Raw genomic sequence first — 22,144 nt, 5'->3', positions numbered from 1 at the left:
CGGGCACCGCGGGGAACCACGGGGGAAGTCCGTCCGCCTGTCTGCTGGGAGTCACCGTGACCTGTTACGACCGACGCGATCTGGGCCTGCTGCTGCTCAGGCTGGGCACCGGCGGGATGCTGGCGGCGCACGGCGCGCAGAAGCTGTTCGGCTGGTTCGGCGGACACGGCCTGGAGGGCACCGGCCAGTTCATGGAGTCCATCGGCTACGTGCCCGGCAAGCCGAGCGCGATGGCGGCGGGCCTGGCGGAGACCGGCGGCGGCACCCTGCTGGCGCTGGGCCTCGCCACCCCGGCGGCGGGCGCCGCGGCGGCCGGCGGGATGGCGGGCGCGGCGGCGGTGCACGTGCCCAACGGCTTCTTCGCCCAGGAGGGCGGCTACGAACACGCGGCCCTCCTCGGCCTGGTCGCGTCCGGCCTCGCCGTCACCGGCCCCGGCCGCCTCTCCCTCGACCACGCGCTCGGGCACGTCCTCGACCGGGGCTGGATGGTTCCGGCCGCCCTCGGCGCGACGGCGGCGGTGACGGCCGCGGTGGTCGGGGCGCGCGCCCGTCGGCTGCGGCGCACGGCGGAGGGCGAGCAGGAGACGCTGTTCGAGGAGTGAGCGCGCACCTCGACCGCCGTGAGTGCCTCCCCACCACCGTAAGCCCCCCGGCCACCGCAGGCGCGCGAGGCGGGGCCGTCACCCCGCCAACAGGCCCTGTTCCAGGGCGACGACGACCGCCCGGGTGCGGTCGCTGACGTCGAGTTTGGCGAAGACCCGCAGCAGGTGGGTCTTCACCGTGGCCTCGCCGATGACCAGGCGGCGGCCGATCTCGGCGTTGGACAGGCCGTCGGCGACGGCGCGCAGCACGTCGCGTTCGCGGGGGGTGAGAACGACGGGTGCGGGGCGGCGCATACGGGCCACGAGGCGTTCGGCGACCTTGGGCGCGAGGACCGTCTCTCCGCGTGCCGCCGAGCGGATGGCGTCGGCGAGTTGCCGGCGCGTGGTGTCCTTGAGCAGATAGCCGACGGCGCCGGCCTCCACGGCCCGTTCGATCTCGGCGTCCGTGTCGTACGTGGTGAGGATCAGCACCCGGGCCGGCACCGGCAGGGCGACGATCTCGGTGGTGGCGGCCACTCCGTCGAGCACCGGCATGCGCAGGTCGAGGAGGGCCACGTCGGGGGCGAGCCGCCGGACCAGGTCGACGCCCTCGCGGCCGTCGCCCGCCTCGCCGACGATCTCGATGGTGGGCTCGCCGGCCAGCAGGGCCACGACCCCGGCGCGCATCACGGTGTGGTCGTCGACCACGACGACACGGATCCGCTCGCCGGCGGAGTCGCTGTCGCTGTCGCTGTGGGTCATCCGGTTCCTCCGGGGTCGGCGGGAGGGGGCGTGGGCAGGGTGGCGAGGATGCGGGTGCCGTCCCCGAGGGAGCTGGTGACGGTGAGTTCGCCGTCGAGTTCGGCGAGGCGCCGGCGCATGCCGTCGAGGCCGAAGCCGCGGGACTCGGCGACGACGAAGCCGTTGCCGTCGTCGGTGATCTCCAGTTCGACGCCGCCGGGGACCTCGCCGAGGACGACGCCGACGGTGGAGGCCCCGGAGTGTTTCCGCACGTTGGCGAGGGACTCCTGGGTGCAGCGCAGCAGGGCGACGCGGGTGCGCTGGTCCAGGTCGATGTCGGGCAGTTCGGCGGTGACGGTGAGGCCGGTGTCCTGCACGAAGCGGTCCAGGGTGCGGCGCAGGGTGGTGGCGACCGAGCCCGGTGCCACGCCGCTCGCCGGGACGGAGCCGACGAGCACCCGGGCCTCGGTGAGGTTTTCGCGCGCGGTCTGCTCGATGGAGGCGAGCTGGTGTGCGCTGCGTTCGGGGTCGCTGGGGAGGGTGGCGCGGGCGGCTTCGGCGAGTACGACGATGGAGGCGAAGCCCTGGGCGAGCGTGTCGTGGATCTCCCGGGCCATCCGCTCGCGTTCCTCGGCGGCGCCCTGCCGCTGGTGGGCGAGGGCCAGTTCCTCCTGGGTGAGGGCGAGTTCGGCGGTGAGTCGTTCCTGCCGCTCGTTGCTCAGGCCGATGAAGCGGTGGAGCCACAGGCCGAGGCCGGAACCGGCGGCGCAGGCGACGAGGGTGGCCACCGTGTTGCCGGTGAGGAAGGACGGGCTCCAGCCCTGGCCGAGGGTGCCGCCGAACACGGTGAGCGCGGCGGCGGCGCCGCCGAAGGCGACCGCGTCACGGGCGGTGCGGGTGTAGAGCCAGAACTGCGGCAGGGACACGGTGTAGAAGGCGGCCCCGCCGTCGAGGAGGTAGGAGCTGCCGCCCAGGACGAGGGCGAGGACGCCGAGGTAGGCGCGGCGGTTCAGGAACCGGCCGCGCGGCCGGAGGAGGACGGCGGTGTGGCACACCGCGATCAGGGCGAGCAGGCCGAACATCCCGTACTGCCGGGCCGGTGACCGGTCGAGGACGCCGCCGGCCGTCGGCAGCAGGCCGAACAGGATCCAGCCCGCCAGGTTCCACAGGCGGACCCGGTCCGGGGTGAGCGGGTCGCTCGGCTGCCGCTGCCAGGGGGCCACGCTGACTCACCTCATTCGTCAGGGCGTTCGGAATCCTATCGGCGGTGGCGGTCAGCTCACCGGCTCCAGCGGACGGGGGGCGGGCCCGGCGGTGGCGCGGGCGCGGCGCACCCCCCGCGAGGGCCACCAGTTGGCCTCGCCGAGCAGGAGCATCAGAGCCGGCAGGACCAGCATGCGGATGACGAAGGCATCCAGGAGGACGGCGACGGCGAGGCTGAACCCGATCTGCTTCATCTCGATCAGGTGCAGGGCGGCGAAGCTGGCGAAGACGGTGACCATGACGACGGCGGCGCTGGTGACCACGCCGGCCGAGCCGCCGATGCCCTCGGTGACGGCCCTGCGGGTGGGGACCCCGCGCAGGGCGGCCTCCCGGATGCGGCTGATCACGAAGACCTGGTAGTCCATGGACAGGCCGAACAGGATCACGAAGAGGAACAGCGGGACGCGCGAGCCGATCGATCCGGTGGAGGTGAAGTCGACCAGGCCCTCGGCCCAGCTGTGCTGGAAGACCAGGACCATGACGCCGAGCGAGGCACCGGCGGACAGCAGGTTGAGGACGACACCGACCAGCCCGAGGACGACGGAGCGGAACGCCCATACGGTCATGGCGAAGGTGACCAGGAGGAGGGCTGCGATGATGAGCGGCAGCTTCTGTTCCTGGTGGGCCGGGTAGTCGGCGTAGCGGGCGACGTCGCCGGTCACGGCGGTCTCGGCGCCCGTGACCCTGCCGACGGTCTCGGGGACGTGGCGCTCGCGGAGGTCCTTGAGCGAGGACTGCGCCTGGTCCGTGCCGACGTGGTGCGGGACCTGGAGCTGGAGCATGCTGATCCGCCGGTCGGGCGAGGTGGTCAGGGTGGACGTGCCGCTCAGGCGCGGGTCGTCCGCGACGTCGGCGGCGAGTGCGCGCAGGGCCGCGGTGACCTCGGCGGAGCGGTCGGCGTCGGCGCGGACGACGACCTGGTGCATGGACTTCAGCTCGGGGAAGGCCGCGTTGAGCCGGTCGTAGACCCGCATGGCGGCGATCGAACGGGAGTGTGTCTCGCGGCCCATGTCGGTGAGCTTCAGGCCGAGGACCGGGGCGGCCAGGGCGAGCAGCGCGAGGACCGTGACCAGCAGGGTGGCGGCGGGCCGCTTGGCGACGGGCCGCAGCACGGCGGCGGTGAGCCGCCCGGGCCCCGCCTCGCCGGTCTTCGGCTCCTTCGGCGCGAGCCCGCGCGCGGCCCGGCGCTCGGCCCGGCGCTCGGCGCGCATGCCCAGCTTGGCGAGCAGCGCGGGCAGGACCGTCAGGGAGCTGACGACGGCGACGAGGGTGACGACGATGGCGCCGGTGGCGATGGAGGAGAAGATGACGTCGTCGGCGAGGTAGAGGGTGGCGCTGGAGACGGCGACGGCGAGCCCGGAGAGGACGACGGCGCGGCCGGAGGTGGCGGCGGCGATCTCGACGACGGCCCGTGGGCTCAGCCGGCCCCCGGCACGGGCCCGTTCCTCCCGCTCCCGCTTGAGGTGGAAGAGGGTGTAGTCGACGCCGACGGCGAGGCCGATCAGCAGGATGACGTTGGTGCCGACGCCCGCGTCGGGGAAGACGTGCGAGGCCGCCGTCGACAGTCCCACGGCGGCCACGATCGAGGACAGGGCGAGCAGCAGCGGTACGAGGGCCATGGCGACGGAGCCGAAGACCAGCAGCAGGGTGACGAGGGTGACCGGCAGGGCGATGACCTCGGTGCGCGAGAGGTCGTCGCCGCGCAGCTTCTCGACGCCCTTGCTGATGGAGGGGGAACCGGTCTCCTCGATCCGCAGCCCCGGGTGGGCCTTCCGCACGGCGGCGGTCTGCGCGAGCAGCGGCTCGACGTGCTTCTTGCCCTCCAGTTCGGGACCGTTGAGGGTGACCGTGACCCGTACGGCGGTGTGCCGCGCGTCGTGCACCGGTTCGGCGACGGAGCGCACCTCGGGGAGCTTCCGCATCAGGGCGGTGACGTCGGCGGCGGCCGCGTCGGCGGCACGGCCGTCGAGTCGTCCGCCGCCGGGCCCGGCGGTGATCAGGACGTGCTCGACGGGCCGCTGCTGGAGCCCGCCCTCGGCGGCGATCGCCTCGCCGCGTCCGGCCTCGCCGATCCGGAAGTCCTCGGAGGTGGCCGCGTTGGTGCCGGCACAGATGCCGGTGCCGAGGCAGAGAACGACGAACACCAGCCAGCCGACGATGCCCCGCCAGGGGTGAGCGGCACTCCAGCCGGCCATGCGCACAAGGAGATTCTTCATGCCGCTCATGCTCCGCGCGGCACCCGCCCCGCCGACAGCGGCGACCGGTGGAACCCGGGGTCCACCGGGTGGTGGACCCCGGGCGGGGCGGGCCCGTCCCGGCGGGGTCCGGATCGCTCGTATCCCACCAATACCCCGGAAACCGTGCCGTTTCGGGTCAACGGCGCCTCCCCCGAGGCGGCTTTGTACTGCTCTTTACCCTCGGCACCCTTGCTTTTCCACTCGCACCCACGGCTTTTAGTAGGGAGGACGGACGGGGGTCACCACCCACGACTCCAGGCCGCCCTAAATTGATTCAGAATCGGACATTGGTAACCCTCTGGCGCGAACAAGGCGGAATAACAGCGTCCTCCCGCACCAGCCAAGCGGTCGTCTCGAAAAGTGGGCAACCTCTTGACCGTCCCTCACCAGTACATCTAAGTTCTGGGCGACGCCAACGGCATTAGCAATTTTGGCTCAATTTGACGCCACCAGCCACGCAATGAAGCTGGTATTGGGGCGGCTCCTGACGTCTTCCAGCCCTTGATCAGGGTCCATCAGCGTCCCGGTCATTGGCGATCGCATGTCGACGCCGACTCTGCGGATATAGCTTCTTCATTTTATCGATGCCTTGAGTCTGGGCGTGCTCTGACGTACGCCCATGTGCCGACGCCGCCACTTCGGATCTCAGGTGTCTATTCAGATCTTGAGGTCGCAAGTCATGCAACAGCCCATACTCAGCCGGGGTCCCGTCACGTTCGGACAGCTTTCCCTGTGGCGGTCCATTCAGAACATCCCTTCCGTTGCCTGCAACCTTCCCCAGGTCTGGGCCCTGCCCTCCGGGGCGACCAGGGAGTCGGTCGAGCAGGCGCTGGAGGCCCTCGAAGAGCGCCACGCGTCCTTGCGGACCCGGTTCGAGGACACCGAGCAGGGTCTGACGCAGGTCGTCTGGGCATCCGCACCGGCCGGCCTCGAGGTGACCGAGGGAGAAGCCGCCAAGGTCGCCGAGGAGTTGGCGGCCGTCCCGTTCGATCTGGCCGTGGACCGCCCCTGGAGGGCACGCGTCGTCACCACGCGGGGAGTCGTGTCCTCGCTGGTGATCTGCTTCCACCACATCGCCGTCGACGCCTGGGCCATCAACCAGCTGTCCGAGGAGTTCACGGCTCTCCTGGCGGGACGGCCGCTTCCCGCCTCGGCGCCCAACTGCCTGGACCTCGCGGCAGACCAGTGGTCCGACGCCCGGCAGGGACGGAGGCGGTCCGCCCGCAAGCACTGGCAGCAGATCCTGCGGTCGGCGCCGCCGATGGCACGCGACAGGGCACCCGAGGCGGTGACCAGTCGCTGGGCCCGCCATGGTTCGGCCGCGGGCGCCCGGGCAGTGCAGCGGATCGCGGACCGGCTCACCGTCTCGGCTCCCTCCGTGCTCATCGCCGCCTTCTGCGCCGCACTGGCACGGCGGACGGGTGAGGACCGGATCCTCGTCGCCGTCTACACCAACAACCGCAGCGACCCCCGCTGGGAGTCACTGGTCGCCGCGCAGAACCAGATCGTCCCCCTGCTGGTGACCGTCGATCCGGCGGAGGAGTTCGACGCCTTCGTCACCAAGGTCCACTGGGAACTCGTCCGCTCCTACAAGCACGGTGCGTACAACGTGGACGACATCCTCGAGGTGGGCCGTGAGAACGGCTACTCCGGCACCGTCAACGGTGCGTTCGAGGGGTCGGTCAGCGGATTCTTCCGCTATTTCTTCAACTATCTCGGCGCATACCAGGCGGGGCAGAGCACACCCCCACGAGAGATGGAGACGGGCACCGGCGGCCGGAACATCGGAGCCCCGTTGTACCTCCAGGTCCAGGACGGGGACGTGCTCACCTGCACCTTGCGCGAGAACTCGTCCGCGACAGGGTTCGACACGGTCACCGGGATGCTCCACACCTTCGAGGACGTCCTCGTGACGGCCGGCGCATCCCGCTGAACGACAACTCCCCCTTTCGTCCTTCCCCTCCGGGCCGCCCAACGGCTCGCCCCGCAGCTCTGTTCCCCAGGGAGGGAAAGTGCCAGACCACCTCGTCGTCCTCCACCGCTGGACCGATGAATACGCGGACTACGGCTCCTACATCGACCATCGTGTCCACCGGGTCACGTACGTCGCCACCCCACGCTCCATCGGCTCGCTGCCCGCTGAGGCCGCGGCGGTGAGGACCGTGAGCAGCACCGAGGACGGGAAGCAGGTACGGGCGGCCGTCCGCTCCCTGGTCGAGGAGTTCGGGCACCCGAGCCGCATCGTCGCCCTGCACGAGGTCGACCTGGACATGGCCGCCGAGCTCCGCGAGGAGCTGGGTGTTCCCGGCGAGCAGCTGAAGGCCCTGGCCCCGTTCCGGGACAAACTCGCCATGGCCCGGAAGCTGGAAGCGGCCGGTGTCCCCGTCCCGGCCACCGAGCCGGCACCGGACCATGCGGCACTCCGGGAGTTCGGCGCGGCTCACGGATGGCCGATCCTGGTCAAGCCGGTGCGCGGCACCGCGAGTGCCGGCGTCACACGCCTGGATTCGGCGGCCGATGTCGCCGGGTACGCCTTCCCCTCCGACGAGGCGATGCTGGTCCAGCCCTACCTCCCCCACGACATCGTGCACGTCGACGGCGTCGCGACCGCGGACGGTCTGGGAGCCTGGCGGGCCTCGCGCTACCTCAACACCTGTCTCGCCTTCACCGAGGGATCGTCGCTGGGCTCCGTCGAGCTGGACGATCCCCGGCTTCTGTCCGTCATCGGGGCATTCACCGAGCGGGTCGCGCACGCGATGTCGGCGGAGCCCTGGGTGTTTCACCTCGAGCTGTTCCTCTCCGGGCCGCCGGAGGCGCCGGAGCTGCACGTGCTCGAGGTCGCGGCTCGACCGGGCGGGGCGGAGATCCCCTTCCTGTGGCGGGAGGTCCACGGAGTCGACCTCATGCACGTCGCCTTCGCCCTCCAGGTCGGCGCTCCCGTGCCCGCGTTCGCCGAACGCGACGCGGGCGACCGCCCGCGCGAGTGCGCCGGCTGGCTCCTGGTGCCCACGCCGGCCCCGCGACCGTGCCGGGTGACGGCGGCCGGGACGCGGCCGGGTGAAGGCCGGGGGCCGTATGCGGAACGCGTCCCCTCGGTCGGCCAGACGCTCCGCGCCGTACCCGGTTACGAACACTCCGGGGCCCGTTTCCGCTTCAGAGGCGCCGACTCCGCGGAGGTGCGGCGGGCCGTGGAGCGCACTGCCCTCGATTTCGAGTTCCGGTGTGCTCCCCTCGACGAAGCCGCCCCTGATCTGGTGGCCGTCATCGGCAGTGGCGGCCACGCCTATCGCGAATACGCCTTCGCCGCCGCGTCCGCGACGACGGACCTCGCTCTCGTCACGCCCACGGCGCCCAGCTGGCAAGAGCCCTACGTCACCGCTCATCGGCACGTCACGGACACCGCTCCCGGCACCCTGGCGCAGGCCGTCTCCGACATCGCCCTCGCCTCCCGCGGGCGGGTCGGGATTCTCACCTGGGACGAGGCCCTCCTGGAGGCGACCGCGGAAGCGGCCCACGGCCTGGGACTGCCCCATATGTCGCCCGCGGCAGTGCGCAACTGCCGCGACAAACTCGCCACCCGGCGACTGCTGCGAGCCGGCGGACTGCCCGCCGTCAGGTTCGCCCACGTCCACGGACTGGATGAGGCCCTGCGGGCGGCGGACTCGATCGGCTATCCCGTGGTGGTCAAACCACGCTCTCTGGCCGGCAGTGTCGGTGTGGTCGTCGCGCGCGACGCCGAGGAGCTGCGGAACCGGTTCCGGGTGTCCGCCGAGGCGAGCTTCCCCGGCATCGACTCACTCGACGGCCTGGTGCTCGAGGAGTTCCTGGACGGCCCGGAGATCAGTGTCGACTCGGTCGTCCGGAACGGGCACGTCCAGGTGCTCAACGTGGCGCACAAGCGCCTCGGCTTCGCACCGTACTTCGAAGAAGTGGGCCACTTGGTCGCGCCGTGGCGACACGAGCCCTGGGCGGACGGTCTCACGCGGCTCGTCCACGAGGCCCACCGACTGCTCGGTATCGGCACCGGTGTCACGCATGCCGAGGTCCGGCTCACCACCGCGGGGCCCCGCCTGGTGGAACTCAACGGTCGCCTCGGTGGTGACTTCATCCCCCACCTCGGCCGGCTGGCCACCGGAATCGACCTCACGGCCGCGGCGGTGGCCGTCGCCCTCGGCGACGAGCCCGACGTCTCGCAGCGGCGTGACCTGTGCGCCGAGGTCCGGTTCATCTATCCGCCGCAGGACGCCGTGGTCCGTTCGCTCGACGTCGGTGCCGCGGCAGCCGTGCCCGGCGTCGCCGAAGTGGTGCCCCTGGCCGGACCGGGAACGGAGCTGCGTCTTCCCCCGCGCGGAGTCGTTCCGCGTCTGGCCGCCGTCCTGGCCACGGGTGAGACCCCGCAGGAGTGCCGGAGCGTGCTGGACCGTTCGGCACAGCTCGTCAAGGCGGACATCGACCCGATCGGCCGGACCGGGAGCGCTTCGTGATCGCCACAGCGTTGCGGCGCCTGTTCGGCCATTACGCGCTGCCTAACCGAAGTGCCCGCATCATCGCCACCGGTGTCGTGGTGTACGCGACGAGCAGTGGCCTCTACCTGGCCGGAAGTACCGTCTACTTCGTCAAGGGCGTGGGGCTGAGCACGGCCCAGATCGGCACCGGGCTCACGATCGCGGGCCTGGTGGGATTCCTGACCACGGTGCCGGTCGGCATGCTGGCCAACCGCTGGGGCCCCCTGAAGCTGCTCCGCCTCCTGCAGACCTGGCGGGCCGTGTGGTTCGGCGCTCTGGCCTTCGCGCACGACACCGTGACCTTCACGCTGTTCGCGTCCCTCTTCATGATCTCGCAGGGCCCGGTCTTCCCGATGGTCCAGATCCTGATCAACGCCGCCGCGGGGGAAGCCGACCGCACGCGCACCCTCGGGGTCATCAGCTCCGTCATCAACGTGGGCATGTCGCTGGGGACGCTGGCCGCCGCTCCTTTCCTCTCCCTGGGAGGAACACAGGCACTGCGGGCGGTTCTGCTCACGGGCGCGGCCTGCTGCCTGCTCGCGGCCGTCCTGTTCGGCTTCCTCAAGGTCGACGTGCCGGAAGCCGAGCACAAGCCGGCCCGCTGGTACAGCGGCATCGCGGCGGTGGCCCGCGACCGCCGTTACCTGGGGCTGACCGTCACCAACGGTGTGCTGTTCCTGCACACCGTCCTGCTGGGCATCGGCATGCCCCTGTGGATCGTCCAGTCGACGGACGCGCCGGCGGGCCTGCTGAGTGCGCTGTTCACCGTGAACACGGTGCTGGCGATCGCCTTCCAGGTGCACTTCGCGAAGAACGTGAAGAGTTCCCGCGACGGCACGCGTGCGCTGCGCCGGGCCGGGTTCGCCCTCGCGGCGTACAACCTGCTGCTCATCGTGACCCTGCGATCCACAGGCTGGGTGACCATCGGCGTGCTCCTGGTCGCCACGGCCGTGCTCACCTGCGGCGAACTGCTGCAGGGGGCCGGCGGCTGGGAACTGTCCTACCGGCACGCCTCGGAGACCCAACGCGCCGAGTACCTCTCCGTGTTCAGTCTGGGCACCGCCACCGCGAACATCGTGGGCCCCGCTCTTCTCGCCCTGCTGCTCAGCCGGGAGACCACGGGGCTGGTCGCTCTCGCCGCCCTCTTCGTGGGAGCGGCTGTGGCGGTGACCGCGATCGGTGCCCGGCTGGCCCGGACCGAACCCGCGCCGCGCACGACGCCGGCCGACGCCGGCCCCGGCCAGGCGGTCGCTGCCGACCCCCACTGAACTGCCCGCACCCACACCGGCTCTCACAGAGAGGTACCGCCATGCAGGACCAACTGCTCACCGTGCTCGCGAACGTCATCGAGGAGCTCAACGAACGACGGGACGAGAAGATCCCGACGGACAACCTGCTCGATGTCAGCTTCTACGGCGACGCGGCCGTGTTCGACTCCATGCACCTCGTGAACTTCCTCGTTCTCGTCGAGGAAGGCCTGGAGGACGAGTTCGACGTCGAGATCTCGCTCACGTCCGAGAAGGCGGTTTCGCGCCGCGTGAGCCCGTTCAGCAGCGGACGCAGGCTGATCGCGTTCATCGAGGAGGAAATCGCGCTCGCGCGGGGCGAGGCACAGGATGCCGGCGGCGCGCTCGTCGGACAAGATGCCTGAGCACAGCACGGCTATCGCAGTGCGATCCTCATGAACATTCTGATCACAGGCACCCGTACCGGAATCGGCAAGGCGCTGGCGCAGCATTTCCTCGCACGCGGCCACGCGGTGGTGGGCTGTAGCAGGAGGTCCGCCACCATCGACCACCCTCGGTACGCGCACCACGAGGCGGATCTCACCGACGCCAGGTCGATCAAGTCCATGTGCCGCGCGATTCGCGCGACACACGGAAGCCTGGACGCGGTGATCAACAACGCCGGTACAGCCACCATGAACCACTTCATGATGACACCGGACGACACCGCGCGCCGCATCTTCGACATCAACTTCTTCGCTGTCCTCAACTGCTGCCGGGAAACGGTGAAGCTGCTGCAGAAGAGCGCAGCACCCTCGCCGGCGATCCTGAACGTCTCGACGATCGCCGTGCCGTGGGCACTCGAAGGGCAACTGGTCTACTCCGCGAGCAAGGCGGCTGTCGAACAGCTCACGCGAGTGATGAGCAAGGAGTTGGCGGATTTCGATATCCGGGTCAACGGGATCGGCCTGCCCCCAGTAAGCACCGTGCTCACCCGGACGGTGCCCACAGAGAAGATCGACGCACTGCTGCAGCGGCAGACACTCACGCGCATGTGCACAGTCGACGACATCGTCGGACCCGCGGAGTTCCTGATCTCCCAGGAATCCGGGTTCGTCACCGGAGAGACCCTTTTCCTGGGTGGAGTCCACTGATGAGAAACGAACTGCTCGAACGATTCGATGAACTCGGCGACAGAACGGCCGTGATTCATGGCGAGACCGCGTACAGCTACTCGGACCTGGCCGACGAGGTCAGGCGGCTGAGCAGGCAATTGGCGGAACACCAGGTACGGCCGCACGACGCCGTGGTCCTCAACGGTGACTTCTCCCTCACTTCCATAGCCGCTCTCTTCGCCCTCTACCTGAACCGCAACATCCTCATTCCCGTGGTTTCCCTGACGGAGGCCACGCTCGCCACGGTCAGCGACTCCTGCGCGCCCCGGCACGTGCTCAAGAGTGGCGACGAGGTGACCATCGAGAAGCTGGACGGGCCGGCCGGGGCATCGGACGCCTATGCGGGTCTCGTGCGCGAAGGGGCGTCCGGTCTGGTCCTGCTCAGCAGCGGCAGCACCGGAGCGCCGAAGGCGATCCTGCACAACTTCGATTCCCTGCTCGAGGAGAAGCTGGGCAAGAAGGCGCGTGTCGGGGGCAAGCCCTCGAAGGTCCTGATGTTCCTGCTCTTCGATCACATCGGCGGCATCAATTCCCTGCTCGGCGTCCTCCGCCTGGGCGGCACCGCGATCGTGCCCCGCCGCCGCACTCCGGACGAGATCTGCGCCCTGATCGAAGAGCACCGCATCCGGTTGCTGCCCACCAGCCCGACCTTCCTCAACCTCATCCTGATAGCCGGCTTCCACGAGCGGCACGACCTCTCCTGCCTCCGCCTGATCACGTACGGCACGGAGCCCATGCCCGAGGAACTCCTCAAGAGGGTGAACGCGGCGTTCCCCCGGGCCCGGCTCCTGCAGACCTTCGGTACGAGCGAGACCGGCATCTCGACGACGACCAGCGAGTCGTCGAAGAGCACCTTCTTCAAGATCGAGGACGGGAACGTCCAGTACCGGGTCGTCGACGGGGAACTCCAGCTGAAGAGCACGACCCAGTTCCTCGGGTACATGAACTATCCGAGCGACTCCCTCACCGAGGACGGATGGTTCCGTACCGGAGACCTCGTGGAGGAGAACGCCGACGGCTACTTGAGGATCAAGGGGCGCGCCAAGGAAGTCATCAACGTCGGCGGAGAGAAGGTCCTTCCGCTGGAACTCGAATCCCTGCTCATGGGGAGCCCGCTGATCGCTGATTGCACCGTCTACGGCAAACCCAACGCCATCACGGGACAGTCGGTCTGCGCGGACATCATCCCCGTCGGGGAGATGAACCGCGCCCAGCTCCGCAAGCACGTGACGGAGTTCCTCGCCGACAAGGTCGATGCCTTCAAGATTCCGACGAAGATCAACCTGGTGGACGCCGCCAACGTATCGGAACGGTTCAAGAAGAAGCGGATCCCGACATGACTCCCCTCACGGTGATCGGAGCCGGCAAGTTCGCCGCCGAGATCTCTCGATACGTCGAAGACGCCGCCGCGGACGGGGCCGGTTTCCGGATCGAGCGGTACCTGCGGGTCGCGGACGAGCCCGTACATGTTCCTGCGGAGCTGTGGTCCCCGCTGGAGGACTTCACACCGGTCACCGCCACGCGGGTGGTCCTCGCGGTGTCGGACACGAGGCGGCGGCGCGAGGTCATCGATGGATACATCGAAAAGCACGGCCTCGTCGCCGAAAACATCGTCCACCCGACTTCCAGGGTGGACCCCGCACAGCTCACCGGGCCGGGGAACGTCATCGGCCCTCATTGCTACATAGGCGTCAACGCGAGCCTGGGCGCGTTCAACGTGCTCAACTACCACTGCACCGTAGGGAATCACTCACATATCGGATCGAACAATTTCATCGCTCCGAACTTTCACTGCGGCAACAGCGTCACAGCGGGAGACGACAACTTTTTCGGCCTGTCGTGCACAGTCGCGCCAGACATCACGATCGGCAGCTTCAGCAGGTTCCAGGCAGGACTGACCCTGTTCGAGGACGCCGCCAGCCGGAAAAGCTACTTCGCTCCTCCCCGCCTGAAGATCCTCGGTGCGGACTGAGCCGTCGCGCCCATTCCCACCAGCTACTGCCAGAGCGTGGAAATGCCTGGCATCAAGGAACAGGAAGAAAGAATGAAGAAGGCAAAGGTCTCCATCATCGGCGCCGGCCCCGGGGGGTGCGTCGCGGCGCTGACGCTGCAGAAGCTGGGCCACGAGGTGGAGGTGTTCGAGAAGGGCCAATTCCCCCGGTACCGAGTGGGCGAGTCCTTCCTCCCCGGCACGCTGTCCATCCTCAATCGCCTCGGGCTGCAGGACAGGATCGACGCGCAGAACTATGTGAAGAAGCCGTCGGCGACCTTCCTCTGGGGGCAGGACCAGGCCCCGTGGACCTTCTCGTTCGCCACGGCGAAGACGGCACCCTGGGTGTTCGGGCACTCCATCCAGGTCAAGCGGGAGGAGTTCGACCAGCTCCTCCTGGACGAGGTCAGGGAGCGGGGTGTCACCGTCCACGAGAACACTCCCGTGACCAACGTCGACATCTCCTCCGACAAGACGGTCACCCTGACCGTCCGGGACGGCGAGACGACTCGCACGGTCGGCAGTGACTTCGTGATCGACGCCGGCGGCTCCGGCAGCCCGCTGGCCCGGCAGCTCAAGGTGCGCCGCTACGACGAGTTCTACAAGAACTTCGCCGTCTGGTCCTACTTCAACTTCGAGGACCCCTTCAAGGGCGACCTGCACGGAACGACGTACTCGATCACCTTCGAGGACGGCTGGGTGTGGATGATCCCGGTGAAGGAGGGCCTTTACAGTGTCGGCCTCGTGGTCGACCGGTCGAAGGCCGCGGAGGTCAAGGAACTCGGCCCGGAGCGCTTCTACGAGCAGACCCTGGCCAAGGCCAAGCGCGTCACCGACCTCCTCGGTGACGCCGAGAGGGCCGACGAGGTCCGCATCGTCCACGACTGGTCGTACGAATCCGACCACTTCTCGGACGGTCGCTACTTCCTCGTCGGTGACGCCGCTTGCTTCACCGACCCCCTCTTCTCCCAGGGCGTCCACCTCGCCACCCAGTCCGCGGTATCGGCGGCCTCCGCCATCGACCGGATCGCGCAGGACGAGACGGAACTCGCCGCCGTCCACGAGTGGTACAACCGCAGCTACCGCGAGACCTACGAGCAGTACCACGAGTTTCTCGCCTCTTTCTACACGTTCGCCTCGTTCACCGAACCCGAGTCCGAGTTCTGGCGGAAGCGGCGGATCGCCGAGTCCGACGACGCTCGCCTCAGCCGCAAGAAGTGGTTCGACCGGCTGGTGCAGGACGACGCGAAGAACCCCACCGCCTCGGTCGCGGACTTCCGTGACCGCGCCTCCACCATGATCGCCATCGGCCGGCACCAGCGGCAGGAGCTGAGCGACGACTTCTCCGAGGAGGAGCTGAACGCGGCTCGCGTGCGCTGGATCGGCAGCCTGACCAAGCAGCTCAACCGCATCACGCGCCTGGCCTGGACCGGTGAAGAGGTGCTGCTCAAGCCCTACTACAAGGTCGAGCCTCTCTCCTTCCGCCTCGAACAGAAGCAGGTGCTGTCCAACGAGAGCGGACGCGACATGGTCAAGTTCCCGCTCGAGGACGAACACCGCGAGATATTCGAGAAGCTCATCAAGGAAGAAATCAGTTACAAGGAGGTCATCAAGCAGCTCAACAGCGCCGGGAAGCAGGAGGTGAGCTCGCAGATCGTCATCCGCTTGATGGAAGCGGGCCTGCTGACCGGGTACGACAAGCACGGCGAGCGCGTCGTGGTCCAGGACCGTCTGCGGTTCGACGGTGTCGGAGTCGAGTACGAGGTGTGACCATGGATTCGCTCACGTATGTCTTCCTCGCCGGCATCGACAACTCCGGCCCCACGCACTGGCAGTCGCAGTGGGCGGCGCGGCTGTCTCCCTCGGTCTGGGTCGAACACGCCTCCTGGGACCGGCCCGTGCGCGACACCTGGGTCGCGGAGCTCGATTCCAGCCTGCGGTCCGTTCGGGGGCCCAAACTCGTCATCGCGCACAGCCTCGGCTGCACGCTGCTCGCCGAGTGGGCGGCGGAGCACCAGGACCCGGACGTCGTCGGCGCCTTCCTGGTCGCGTTTCCCGACGTCGACGGCGCGAACTTCCCCAGGCAGGCGACGGGATTCGACTCCGCCCGGCACCGGCGACTGCCGTTCCCCTCGGTCGTGGTGGCCAGTGAGTCGGACCCGTACGCGTCTTTCCACAGTGCGACGGCCAATGCCGAACTGCTGAACTCCTCGTTGATCAACGTCGGCGACAAGGGCCACATCAACGCGGATTCGAACCTCGGCGACTGGGCGGAGGGCTGGGCCCACCTCCACTCCCGCTTCTCCCCGACCGCGCGCTGACCGCACCCCTGATACCGCGGGGTACTCCGCGACTCCTTCGCCGAGTACCCCGCGGTAGGCGTCATCCCGCACTCCCACTCGCCAGGCGGGTGCACCCTCACGACCTCACACTCACGACTTGGAGAACGAGTGTCCGGCGCTGAATCGATAGCCGTCACGGCCATGGGCGGCATAGCCCTCACATTCGCCGCAGGGACGCTCTTCACCCTGCTCGCTCGTCGCATCGGCCAGCCCGCGGTCGTCGGCGAGATCGCGGCCGGCATCTTCCTGGGGCCGAGTGTGCTCGGCCTGGTCCCCGGCGACCTGCCGGACATGTTCTTCCCCGCCGAGGTACGCGCCTCCCTGGGGGTCGTGTCCCAGGTGGGCGTGCTCTTGTTCATGTTCATGATCGGCTGGGAGTTCGACCAGCGGGCCGTCAGGGGACACCTTCGCCTGGCCGGAACGGTCGGGCTCAGCTCGTCGCTCATCCCCCTGCTTCTCGGGGGCGCACTCGCGTGGGCGATCTACGGCTCGAACAGCACGGTCGCGGGCCACACCGTTCCCTTCGCCGAGTTCGCGCTGTTCCTTGGTGTGGCCATGTCCATCACCGCCTTCCCCGTGCTGGCACGCATAGTGGCCGAGCGCGGACTTCAGGGAACACGGATCGGGACCCTGTCCCTCGGGCTCGCCGCCATGGACGACCTGCTCGCCTGGTGCATGCTCGCCGTCGTCGTCGCCATGTCCGGCGCGGCCGGCGCGGCCGGCTTCCTCGGCGTCATCGGATGGTCCCTGCTGTACGTCGTCGTGATGCTGTGGCTCGTCCGTCCCCTCCTCGCCGGGCTGCACGCCCGGATGCGGCCCCGGCACCTTCCCTACGCCGCGCCGATGCTCGCCGCCGGAGCGTTCGTCTCCGCCTTCGTCACGTCGCACATCGGCATCCACGCCATATTCGGGGCGTTCGTGTTCGGTCTGGTGGTGCCCCGTCCCGCGGCCGACAGCCTGCTGCACCGAGCGGCCCACGTGCCGCTGGAGAACGTGAGCAGGATGCTCCTGCCGATCTTCTTCGTCATCACCGGCCTCTCCGTGGACCTCACGTCACTTACCGGGGAGGGGCTGCTGCAGGCCGCGGCCATCACCGCCGTGGCCTGCCTCGGCAAGCTGGGGAGCGTCGCCGGCGCCGCTCGTCTCTCCGGCATGGGCTGGCGGGAGTCCACCGCGCTCGGTGCGCTCATGAACACGCGTGGCCTGACCGAACTGGTGCTTCTGAACGTCGGGATGGGCATGGGGCTGCTGTCCGTCCGGCTCTTCTCCTCGATGGTCTTGATGGCTCTCATCACGACGGCGCTCGCGACGCCCCTGCTCAACGCGCTCGCGCGCGGGGACGAGGACAGGACTCCCGCAGCGCCCTCCCCCGTGTCCGAGCCGCAGGCCGCATGAGGGCCGTGCCCTCCCTGCTGGAAGGAGCGCTCGACGGGGTCGCCGTCGTGGAAGCCTTCGGCGACCGCGACGTGCGGCTCTTCCCGGAGGAGTCGGCCCGGATGGCCGGAGCGCCGGACGCACGCCGCCGTGAATACACCACCGTGCGGTGGTGCGCCCGCACCGCGCTTCGCCGACTGGGCGGTCCCGAAGTCCCGCTCGTCGCGGCGTACGGCGGGGCCCCGGTCTGGCCACGCGGCTTCGTCGGCAGCATGACGCACTGCGACGGTTACCGGGCAGCGGCGGTGGCGGCCACGCACACGTTCGCGAGCCTCGGCATCGATGCCGAGCCGCACGGCCCCTTGCCGCCGCGGGTCCTCTCACGGATACGCGGCGCCCCGGAACGCCGCGCCCTCGACCGGCTGGCCGCGACACACCCCGACACCGCCTGGGACCGGCTGCTGTTCAGCGCCAAGGAGAGCGTCCACAAGGCGTGGTTCCCCCTGACCGGTCAATGGCTCGACTTCCTCGACTGCGTGATCGACTTCGAGCCTCGGACCCGGACCTTCACCGCGGCACTCTCACCGGAGGGCCGAAAGCCCACAGGTCCCCGCGCACCGCGGGTCCTCCAAGGCCGCTGGCAGCGCACGGAGGACCATCTGGCGACCGCGGTACTGATACCCACCACTTCCGTCCCAAGGAAAGAGGACAGCCGTGTCCGATCATCAGAGTTCTCTTGAACCCCTCCGACAGACGATTCCCGATCGAGACTCCGCCGGACACTCGGCCGAGCCCCTCAAGGAGGTGCACACGAGTTCGAGAGTGATCGATCCCGTCTCCCGCCCCTTGTCCCGAGCCACCGGAGCACCCCTCACCACGGCGTGCGTCCAGTAGCACCAGGCTCCGCACCACACACCGGCCAAGCCCCCGGCAACCGACGCCTTCGCCGACCTGCCCATGCCGGCAAGTAACTTCCGGCCCTGCGAAAACACTGAGCGGCAGACGAGTCGGGCTGTACGCCGGGGACTGTCAGTGCAACGCTATGACCTGCGCAAACGTGCAGGGGTGGTGCTTCCGTGGCTACAGCGTCGTCACCCTCACCACCCAGCTCGACGGCCACCTCACCGCCGACCAGGCCGACGAACCCGTCGTGGGCGTGCCCACGTTCTCCTCGACCGACCCGGCCACCGTCGTCGGCATGATCGAGACCCTGGACCTCGAGACGGGCCACCGAGTCCTGGAGATCGGCACAGGCACCGGCTACTCCACAGCCCTGATGTGCCACTACCTCGGCGAGGGCAACGTCGCCACGGTCGAGGTCGACGCACAGGTGGCCGCACGCGCCGATGCCGCTCTCGAAGCCGCCGGCTTCTCGACATGGACGGTGACGGGCGACGGGCTCCTCGGCCGCCTGTACCGAGCACCGTACGACCGGGTCATCGCCACCTGCGCGGTCCGCCGCATCCCGTACGCGTGGATCAGGCAGACGAGACCTGGAGGCATCGTCCTCGGCACGGTCGGCTCGTGGCCATGGGGAACCGGTCTCGCGAAACTGACCGTCGGTGATGACGGCACCGCCGAAGGCTCGATCGTCAGGCGCGCCTCCTTCATGCAAGCGCGGGCCCAGGCAGTGGCCCCCGTGGCCGGCGATCTCTCCGCCCGGACCGCTTACGCGGACAGTGAGCGGCGCACTCGGATGTCTCCTCTTGTCCTGGAGGAGTGGATGCCCGCCTTCCTTGCGCAGTTGGCGGCGCCCGGCGTTCAGTTCGTCCGCGCGACGGGCCGTGACGGCTCGCCCTTGCGATACCTGTTCGATCCGGAGAAGGAGTCGTTCGCCGAGTTCCTCGCCGACGGCGAGAACTGGACCGTCCGCCAAGGCGGTCCGGTGGCCCTGTGGGATGACGTGGAACGTTCCCTCGTCGCCTGGCAGGACGCCGGGGCGCCGGAGATCGACTCCGTACGGCTCCACGTGACGCCCGCGTCCCACCGGTACTGGATTGACCAGGCGCCCGCCCTGCGCTGGGAGCACCGGACCACCTGACCCACTACTCTCCGGACATGGACGACGAACCGCTCTCCCAGTGGGCCGAGCGTCGCGACGCGAGGATCGGGCAGCTCCGCGCCGTACCCCTGGTGACCGGCGACGGCCCGAGGGCATCGCATCTGAACCCCGATGCGCCCCGTGCAATCCAGCGGTGGAACGGCCATCTCTGGGAGCCGCACGGTTTCGCGGCGAACCTCGCAGAAGCACGGCGCATCCTGTTTCCCCACACCGAGGCTGCCTCCACCCGTGAGGCAACACCGAAGCTCGGCCCCGGGACCGGCAGACATCGGAAGCCTCCGACTTCCTCATGACTCTCTGGCGTCCCGTGCCATGCCTGATTCTTGACAACAGAGGACACCGAGGCGTAGACGCGTCACGCGGAGGACCCCCGACTCAGCCAATACCCACAACGCAGGTCAGAAGCCTGAGCGGCAGACGAGTCGGGCTGTACGCCGGGTTCTGTTCCCCGGTTGCCTCGCGGCGGCCGGGGCGACGGCCATCCATCTAGGGCCGGCGTTGCCGCCGGCCTCGTGCGGTCTACCCGCGGACTCGGGCGGGCAGCCCTCGATCGTCCGCGCAGGGACACCGGGGTGTCCCCTCTTGACCTTGCTCCGGGTGGGGTTTACCTAGCTGCCCAGGTCACCCTGGGCACTGGTGGTCTCTTACACCACCGTTTCACCCTTACCGAGGACCTGGGTCCCCGGCGGTCTGCTTTCTGTGGCACTGTCCCGCGGGTCACCCCGGGTGGCCGTTAGCCACCACCCTGCCCTGTGGAGCCCGGACGTTCCTCGGGAAGCCCCCTGAGGGGCTCCACGCGGCCGTCCGCCCGGCTCGTCTGCCGTGAGGACCATGGTACCGGGCGGCCGCCCCCGCGCGGACCGGCGGCCCCCTACGTCCCCAGCGCCCCGAGCCCCCGCCTCCACGCCGCCCCCAGGTCGGCGCCGGGCGGGAAGCGGCCGTGGATCTCCAGGACGACCATGCCGTGGGCGAAGGCCCAGAAGGCGCGGGCCAGGTCCATGTCGCCGGCGCAGGCGCGCAGCAGGGGCGCGGCGGCGCGGTCCTCCGGGCCGGGGGGCAGCTCGGCGCGCGGCAGGGGCCGTTCGGTGGCCAGGCAGTACAGGTGGGGGTGGGCGAGGGCGTAGCTCCGGTAGGCCCCGGCGAGCGCCTCCAGCGAGCCGGGGGCGCGGGCCTCGGCGGCCTCCAGGGTGTCGGCGGTCTCGGTCAGCAGCAGTGCCACCAGCTCGACCTCTACGGCGTGCTTGTCGGGGAAGTGCTTGTAGAGGGAGGGCGCCTTGATGCCGAGGCGGTCGGCGAGGGTGCGCATGGTCAGGTGCGCGGGTCCGGACTCCTCCAGGAGGTCCCGGGCCGCCGTGACGATCTCCCGTGCCCGGGGGGTGAGCCGGTCAGCCACGCTGGAAGCCCTCCTTGGTGCGCAGTCCGTAGCCGAAGACGCGATCGTACGAGATGTGGGCGAGCCAGCCGCACAGTGCCGCGAAGGCGGGCGGCCAGTGCAGCGGGAGCGTGGCGTAGCCGACGGCGAGCGCGAGCGGGACCAGGGCGCGGTGCGTGGCGTTGTAGTACGGCACCGCGCGGGGCGGCAGCTGTCCCTTGGCCATGCGGGGTGCCTCGTCGAGCGCCACCAGGAAGGTCAGGTCCGGCAGCACGAGGAAGGCCAGGGCGAGGACCACGGCCGGCCAGCCGTGGCGCACGCCCTCCATGACCGCGAGGACCGACCAGGACAGGGCGGACACCAGCCAGACTCCGCGTCGCAGGACGACCGGGTGTGGCAGGCGACGCCTCACGGCGGTCGTGGCGGTGGTCACGGTCATGGCTGCCTCCGGGGCGTGAACTCGGTGCGCAGGACTAGCTGACGCCGACTAGCCAACATCGTTAGCCACGACCGTATGGCTAACGGCGTTAGCCGTCAAGCTTCCCTGCGGCGGGTGCGTGACTTCCACAGCGCCGGACGGGCCGCGGGCGGAGGGCCAACTAGGCCTGGGCGACGCGGTGTCGTGGGTTGCGCACGGCGGCTTCGCGCCCGTCCGGGCGGAGGCGGTGCGCCGTATGCTGGAGACCGGGGGTGGAGCGATGACGACGGTGTACCGGCTGGCCCGGCGGACGGAAGGCACCGCCGGCGGGCGGGCGTTCGGGTACGCGCGCGGGCAGGGCGCGACGATGCTGGGGCTGGCCTTCGTCTGCGTCGTCGAGACGGTCGGCGTCTCCTTCATGCTGCGGGACATGCCGCTCGCGCACGACGTGCTGCTGGCGGTGGACGTCTACACCGTGCTGCTCGTGATCGGTCTGCACGCGGCCTGCGTGGTCCGCCCGCACGTGCTGACCCCCGGCGCGCTGCGGGTGCGCCACGGCGCCCAGGTCGACCTGCGGATCCCGTTGGCCTCGATCGCGGCCGTACGCCGGGAGACCCGGACCACGCACCGGCCGGAGCCGGACGCCCTCGACCTGATCATCGGCTCGCAGACCACGGTGACGCTGGAACTGGCCGAGCCCGTCGTGCACACGACCGTCCTGGGCCGACGCAGGCCGGTGAGCGTGGTCCGGCTGTACGCCGACGACCCGGGCGCCCTGGTCCAGGCCCTCGCGGGGCACTGAACCCCGCGGTCGAGGCCGCCCGCGGGACCGCCGTACCCTGGCGCGGAGGTCTACGT

The 22,144-nt window shown here is 69.7% G+C and carries 20 protein-coding genes and 1 other RNA gene; 15 read left to right on the top strand and 6 right to left on the bottom strand.

The genetic code is table 11. The features are described 5' to 3' along the window. Positions 1–56: 56 nt before the first annotated feature. Positions 57–602 (top strand): DoxX family protein, encoded by a 546-nt coding sequence (locus ACZ4W9_RS22930; RefSeq protein WP_467938674.1) that lies wholly within the window; start codon positions 57–59, stop codon positions 600–602. A gap of 78 nt (positions 603–680) precedes the next feature. On the opposite strand, the gene ACZ4W9_RS22925 is transcribed toward ACZ4W9_RS22930, so the two are convergent. The 3 genes from ACZ4W9_RS22925 to ACZ4W9_RS22915 are packed head-to-tail and all read right to left on the bottom strand — an operon-like array spanning position 681 to position 4,801. Beyond that, positions 681–1,343, bottom strand: a complete 663-nt coding sequence (locus ACZ4W9_RS22925; RefSeq protein ID WP_467938672.1) for a response regulator — start codon at positions 1,341–1,343, stop codon at positions 681–683. Continuing rightward, entirely contained in the window at positions 1,340–2,545 is a 1,206-nt protein-coding gene (locus ACZ4W9_RS22920) for a sensor histidine kinase (RefSeq protein ID WP_467938670.1), read from the bottom strand. Before ACZ4W9_RS22920 ends, ACZ4W9_RS22925 begins: the two co-directional genes overlap by 4 nt. Positions 2,546–2,596: 51 nt before the next feature. Continuing rightward, positions 2,597–4,801 (bottom strand): MMPL family transporter, encoded by a 2,205-nt coding sequence (locus ACZ4W9_RS22915; protein ID WP_467938668.1) that lies wholly within the window; start codon positions 4,799–4,801, stop codon positions 2,597–2,599. 700 nt (positions 4,802–5,501) lie between these two features. Between ACZ4W9_RS22915 and ACZ4W9_RS22910 the strand changes: the two genes are divergently transcribed. The 13 genes from ACZ4W9_RS22910 to ACZ4W9_RS22850 all read left to right on the top strand — a co-directional run bounded on the left by ACZ4W9_RS22910 (position 5,502) and on the right by ACZ4W9_RS22850 (position 19,789). After that, positions 5,502–6,755: a condensation domain-containing protein gene (locus ACZ4W9_RS22910; RefSeq protein ID WP_467938666.1), complete on the top strand. Its 1,254-nt coding sequence runs from the start codon at positions 5,502–5,504 to the stop codon at positions 6,753–6,755. A 79-nt stretch (positions 6,756–6,834) separates the two neighbouring features. Beyond that, the gene (locus ACZ4W9_RS22905; protein WP_467938664.1) at positions 6,835–9,306 is read left to right on the top strand and encodes an ATP-grasp domain-containing protein; all 2,472 of its coding nucleotides are present in this window, start codon (positions 6,835–6,837) and stop codon (positions 9,304–9,306) included. Continuing rightward, complete coding sequence (locus ACZ4W9_RS22900) at positions 9,303–10,595, top strand: MFS transporter (protein WP_467938662.1); 1,293 nt, start codon at positions 9,303–9,305, stop codon at positions 10,593–10,595. The genes ACZ4W9_RS22905 and ACZ4W9_RS22900 overlap by 4 nt, the downstream gene beginning before the upstream one ends. A gap of 41 nt (positions 10,596–10,636) precedes the next feature. After that, positions 10,637–10,978, top strand: a complete 342-nt coding sequence (locus ACZ4W9_RS22895) for a hypothetical protein (protein WP_467938660.1) — start codon at positions 10,637–10,639, stop codon at positions 10,976–10,978. Positions 10,979–11,008: 30 nt separating this feature from the next. Then, a complete protein-coding gene (locus ACZ4W9_RS22890; RefSeq protein WP_467938658.1) occupies positions 11,009–11,707 on the top strand; it encodes an SDR family NAD(P)-dependent oxidoreductase in 699 nt (232 codons plus the stop codon). Beyond that, entirely contained in the window at positions 11,707–13,068 is a 1,362-nt protein-coding gene (locus tag ACZ4W9_RS22885) for an ANL family adenylate-forming protein (protein ID WP_467938656.1), read from the top strand. The genes ACZ4W9_RS22890 and ACZ4W9_RS22885 overlap by 1 nt, the downstream gene beginning before the upstream one ends. Then, complete coding sequence (locus tag ACZ4W9_RS22880) at positions 13,065–13,700, top strand: LbetaH domain-containing protein (RefSeq protein ID WP_467938654.1); 636 nt, start codon at positions 13,065–13,067, stop codon at positions 13,698–13,700. Before ACZ4W9_RS22885 ends, ACZ4W9_RS22880 begins: the two co-directional genes overlap by 4 nt. A 72-nt stretch (positions 13,701–13,772) precedes the next feature. Then, the gene (gene cmlS, locus ACZ4W9_RS22875) at positions 13,773–15,488 is read left to right on the top strand and encodes a chloramphenicol-biosynthetic FADH2-dependent halogenase CmlS (protein ID WP_467938652.1); all 1,716 of its coding nucleotides are present in this window, start codon (positions 13,773–13,775) and stop codon (positions 15,486–15,488) included. A gap of 2 nt (positions 15,489–15,490) precedes the next feature. Further along, entirely contained in the window at positions 15,491–16,039 is a 549-nt protein-coding gene (locus ACZ4W9_RS22870) for an RBBP9/YdeN family alpha/beta hydrolase (RefSeq protein WP_467938650.1), read from the top strand. A 129-nt stretch (positions 16,040–16,168) separates the two neighbouring features. Beyond that, positions 16,169–17,455, top strand: a complete 1,287-nt coding sequence (locus tag ACZ4W9_RS22865; RefSeq protein WP_467938648.1) for a cation:proton antiporter — start codon at positions 16,169–16,171, stop codon at positions 17,453–17,455. Further along, entirely contained in the window at positions 17,452–18,174 is a 723-nt protein-coding gene (locus ACZ4W9_RS22860; RefSeq protein WP_467938646.1) for a 4'-phosphopantetheinyl transferase family protein, read from the top strand. The genes ACZ4W9_RS22865 and ACZ4W9_RS22860 overlap by 4 nt, the downstream gene beginning before the upstream one ends. A gap of 302 nt (positions 18,175–18,476) precedes the next feature. Beyond that, positions 18,477–19,475 (top strand): ATP-grasp peptide maturase system methyltransferase, encoded by a 999-nt coding sequence (tgmC, locus tag ACZ4W9_RS22855; RefSeq protein WP_467938644.1) that lies wholly within the window; start codon positions 18,477–18,479, stop codon positions 19,473–19,475. Positions 19,476–19,492: 17 nt separating this feature from the next. Then, positions 19,493–19,789, top strand: a complete 297-nt coding sequence (locus ACZ4W9_RS22850; RefSeq protein ID WP_467938642.1) for a DUF6087 family protein — start codon at positions 19,493–19,495, stop codon at positions 19,787–19,789. 121 nt (positions 19,790–19,910) lie between these two features. On the opposite strand, the gene rnpB is transcribed toward ACZ4W9_RS22850, so the two are convergent. From rnpB to ACZ4W9_RS22835, 3 genes are all read right to left on the bottom strand, one after another. Beyond that, an RNA gene (gene rnpB, locus ACZ4W9_RS22845) (RNase P RNA component class A) lies at positions 19,911–20,312 on the bottom strand. A 55-nt stretch (positions 20,313–20,367) separates the two neighbouring features. Next, complete coding sequence (locus ACZ4W9_RS22840; RefSeq protein WP_467938640.1) at positions 20,368–20,889, bottom strand: TetR/AcrR family transcriptional regulator; 522 nt, start codon at positions 20,887–20,889, stop codon at positions 20,368–20,370. Beyond that, a complete protein-coding gene (locus ACZ4W9_RS22835) occupies positions 20,882–21,307 on the bottom strand; it encodes a DUF4260 family protein (RefSeq protein ID WP_467938638.1) in 426 nt (141 codons plus the stop codon). The genes ACZ4W9_RS22840 and ACZ4W9_RS22835 overlap by 8 nt, the downstream gene beginning before the upstream one ends. Before the next feature lie 259 nt (positions 21,308–21,566). Between ACZ4W9_RS22835 and ACZ4W9_RS22830 the strand changes: the two genes are divergently transcribed. Continuing rightward, positions 21,567–22,088, top strand: coding sequence for a hypothetical protein (locus ACZ4W9_RS22830; protein ID WP_467938636.1), 522 nt, complete (start codon positions 21,567–21,569; stop codon positions 22,086–22,088). Positions 22,089–22,144: the final 56 nt, after the last annotated feature.

The organism is Streptomyces sp. NPDC029296, from assembly GCF_055569255.1.
This window is presented reverse-complemented; position numbering and strand designations above follow the sequence as displayed.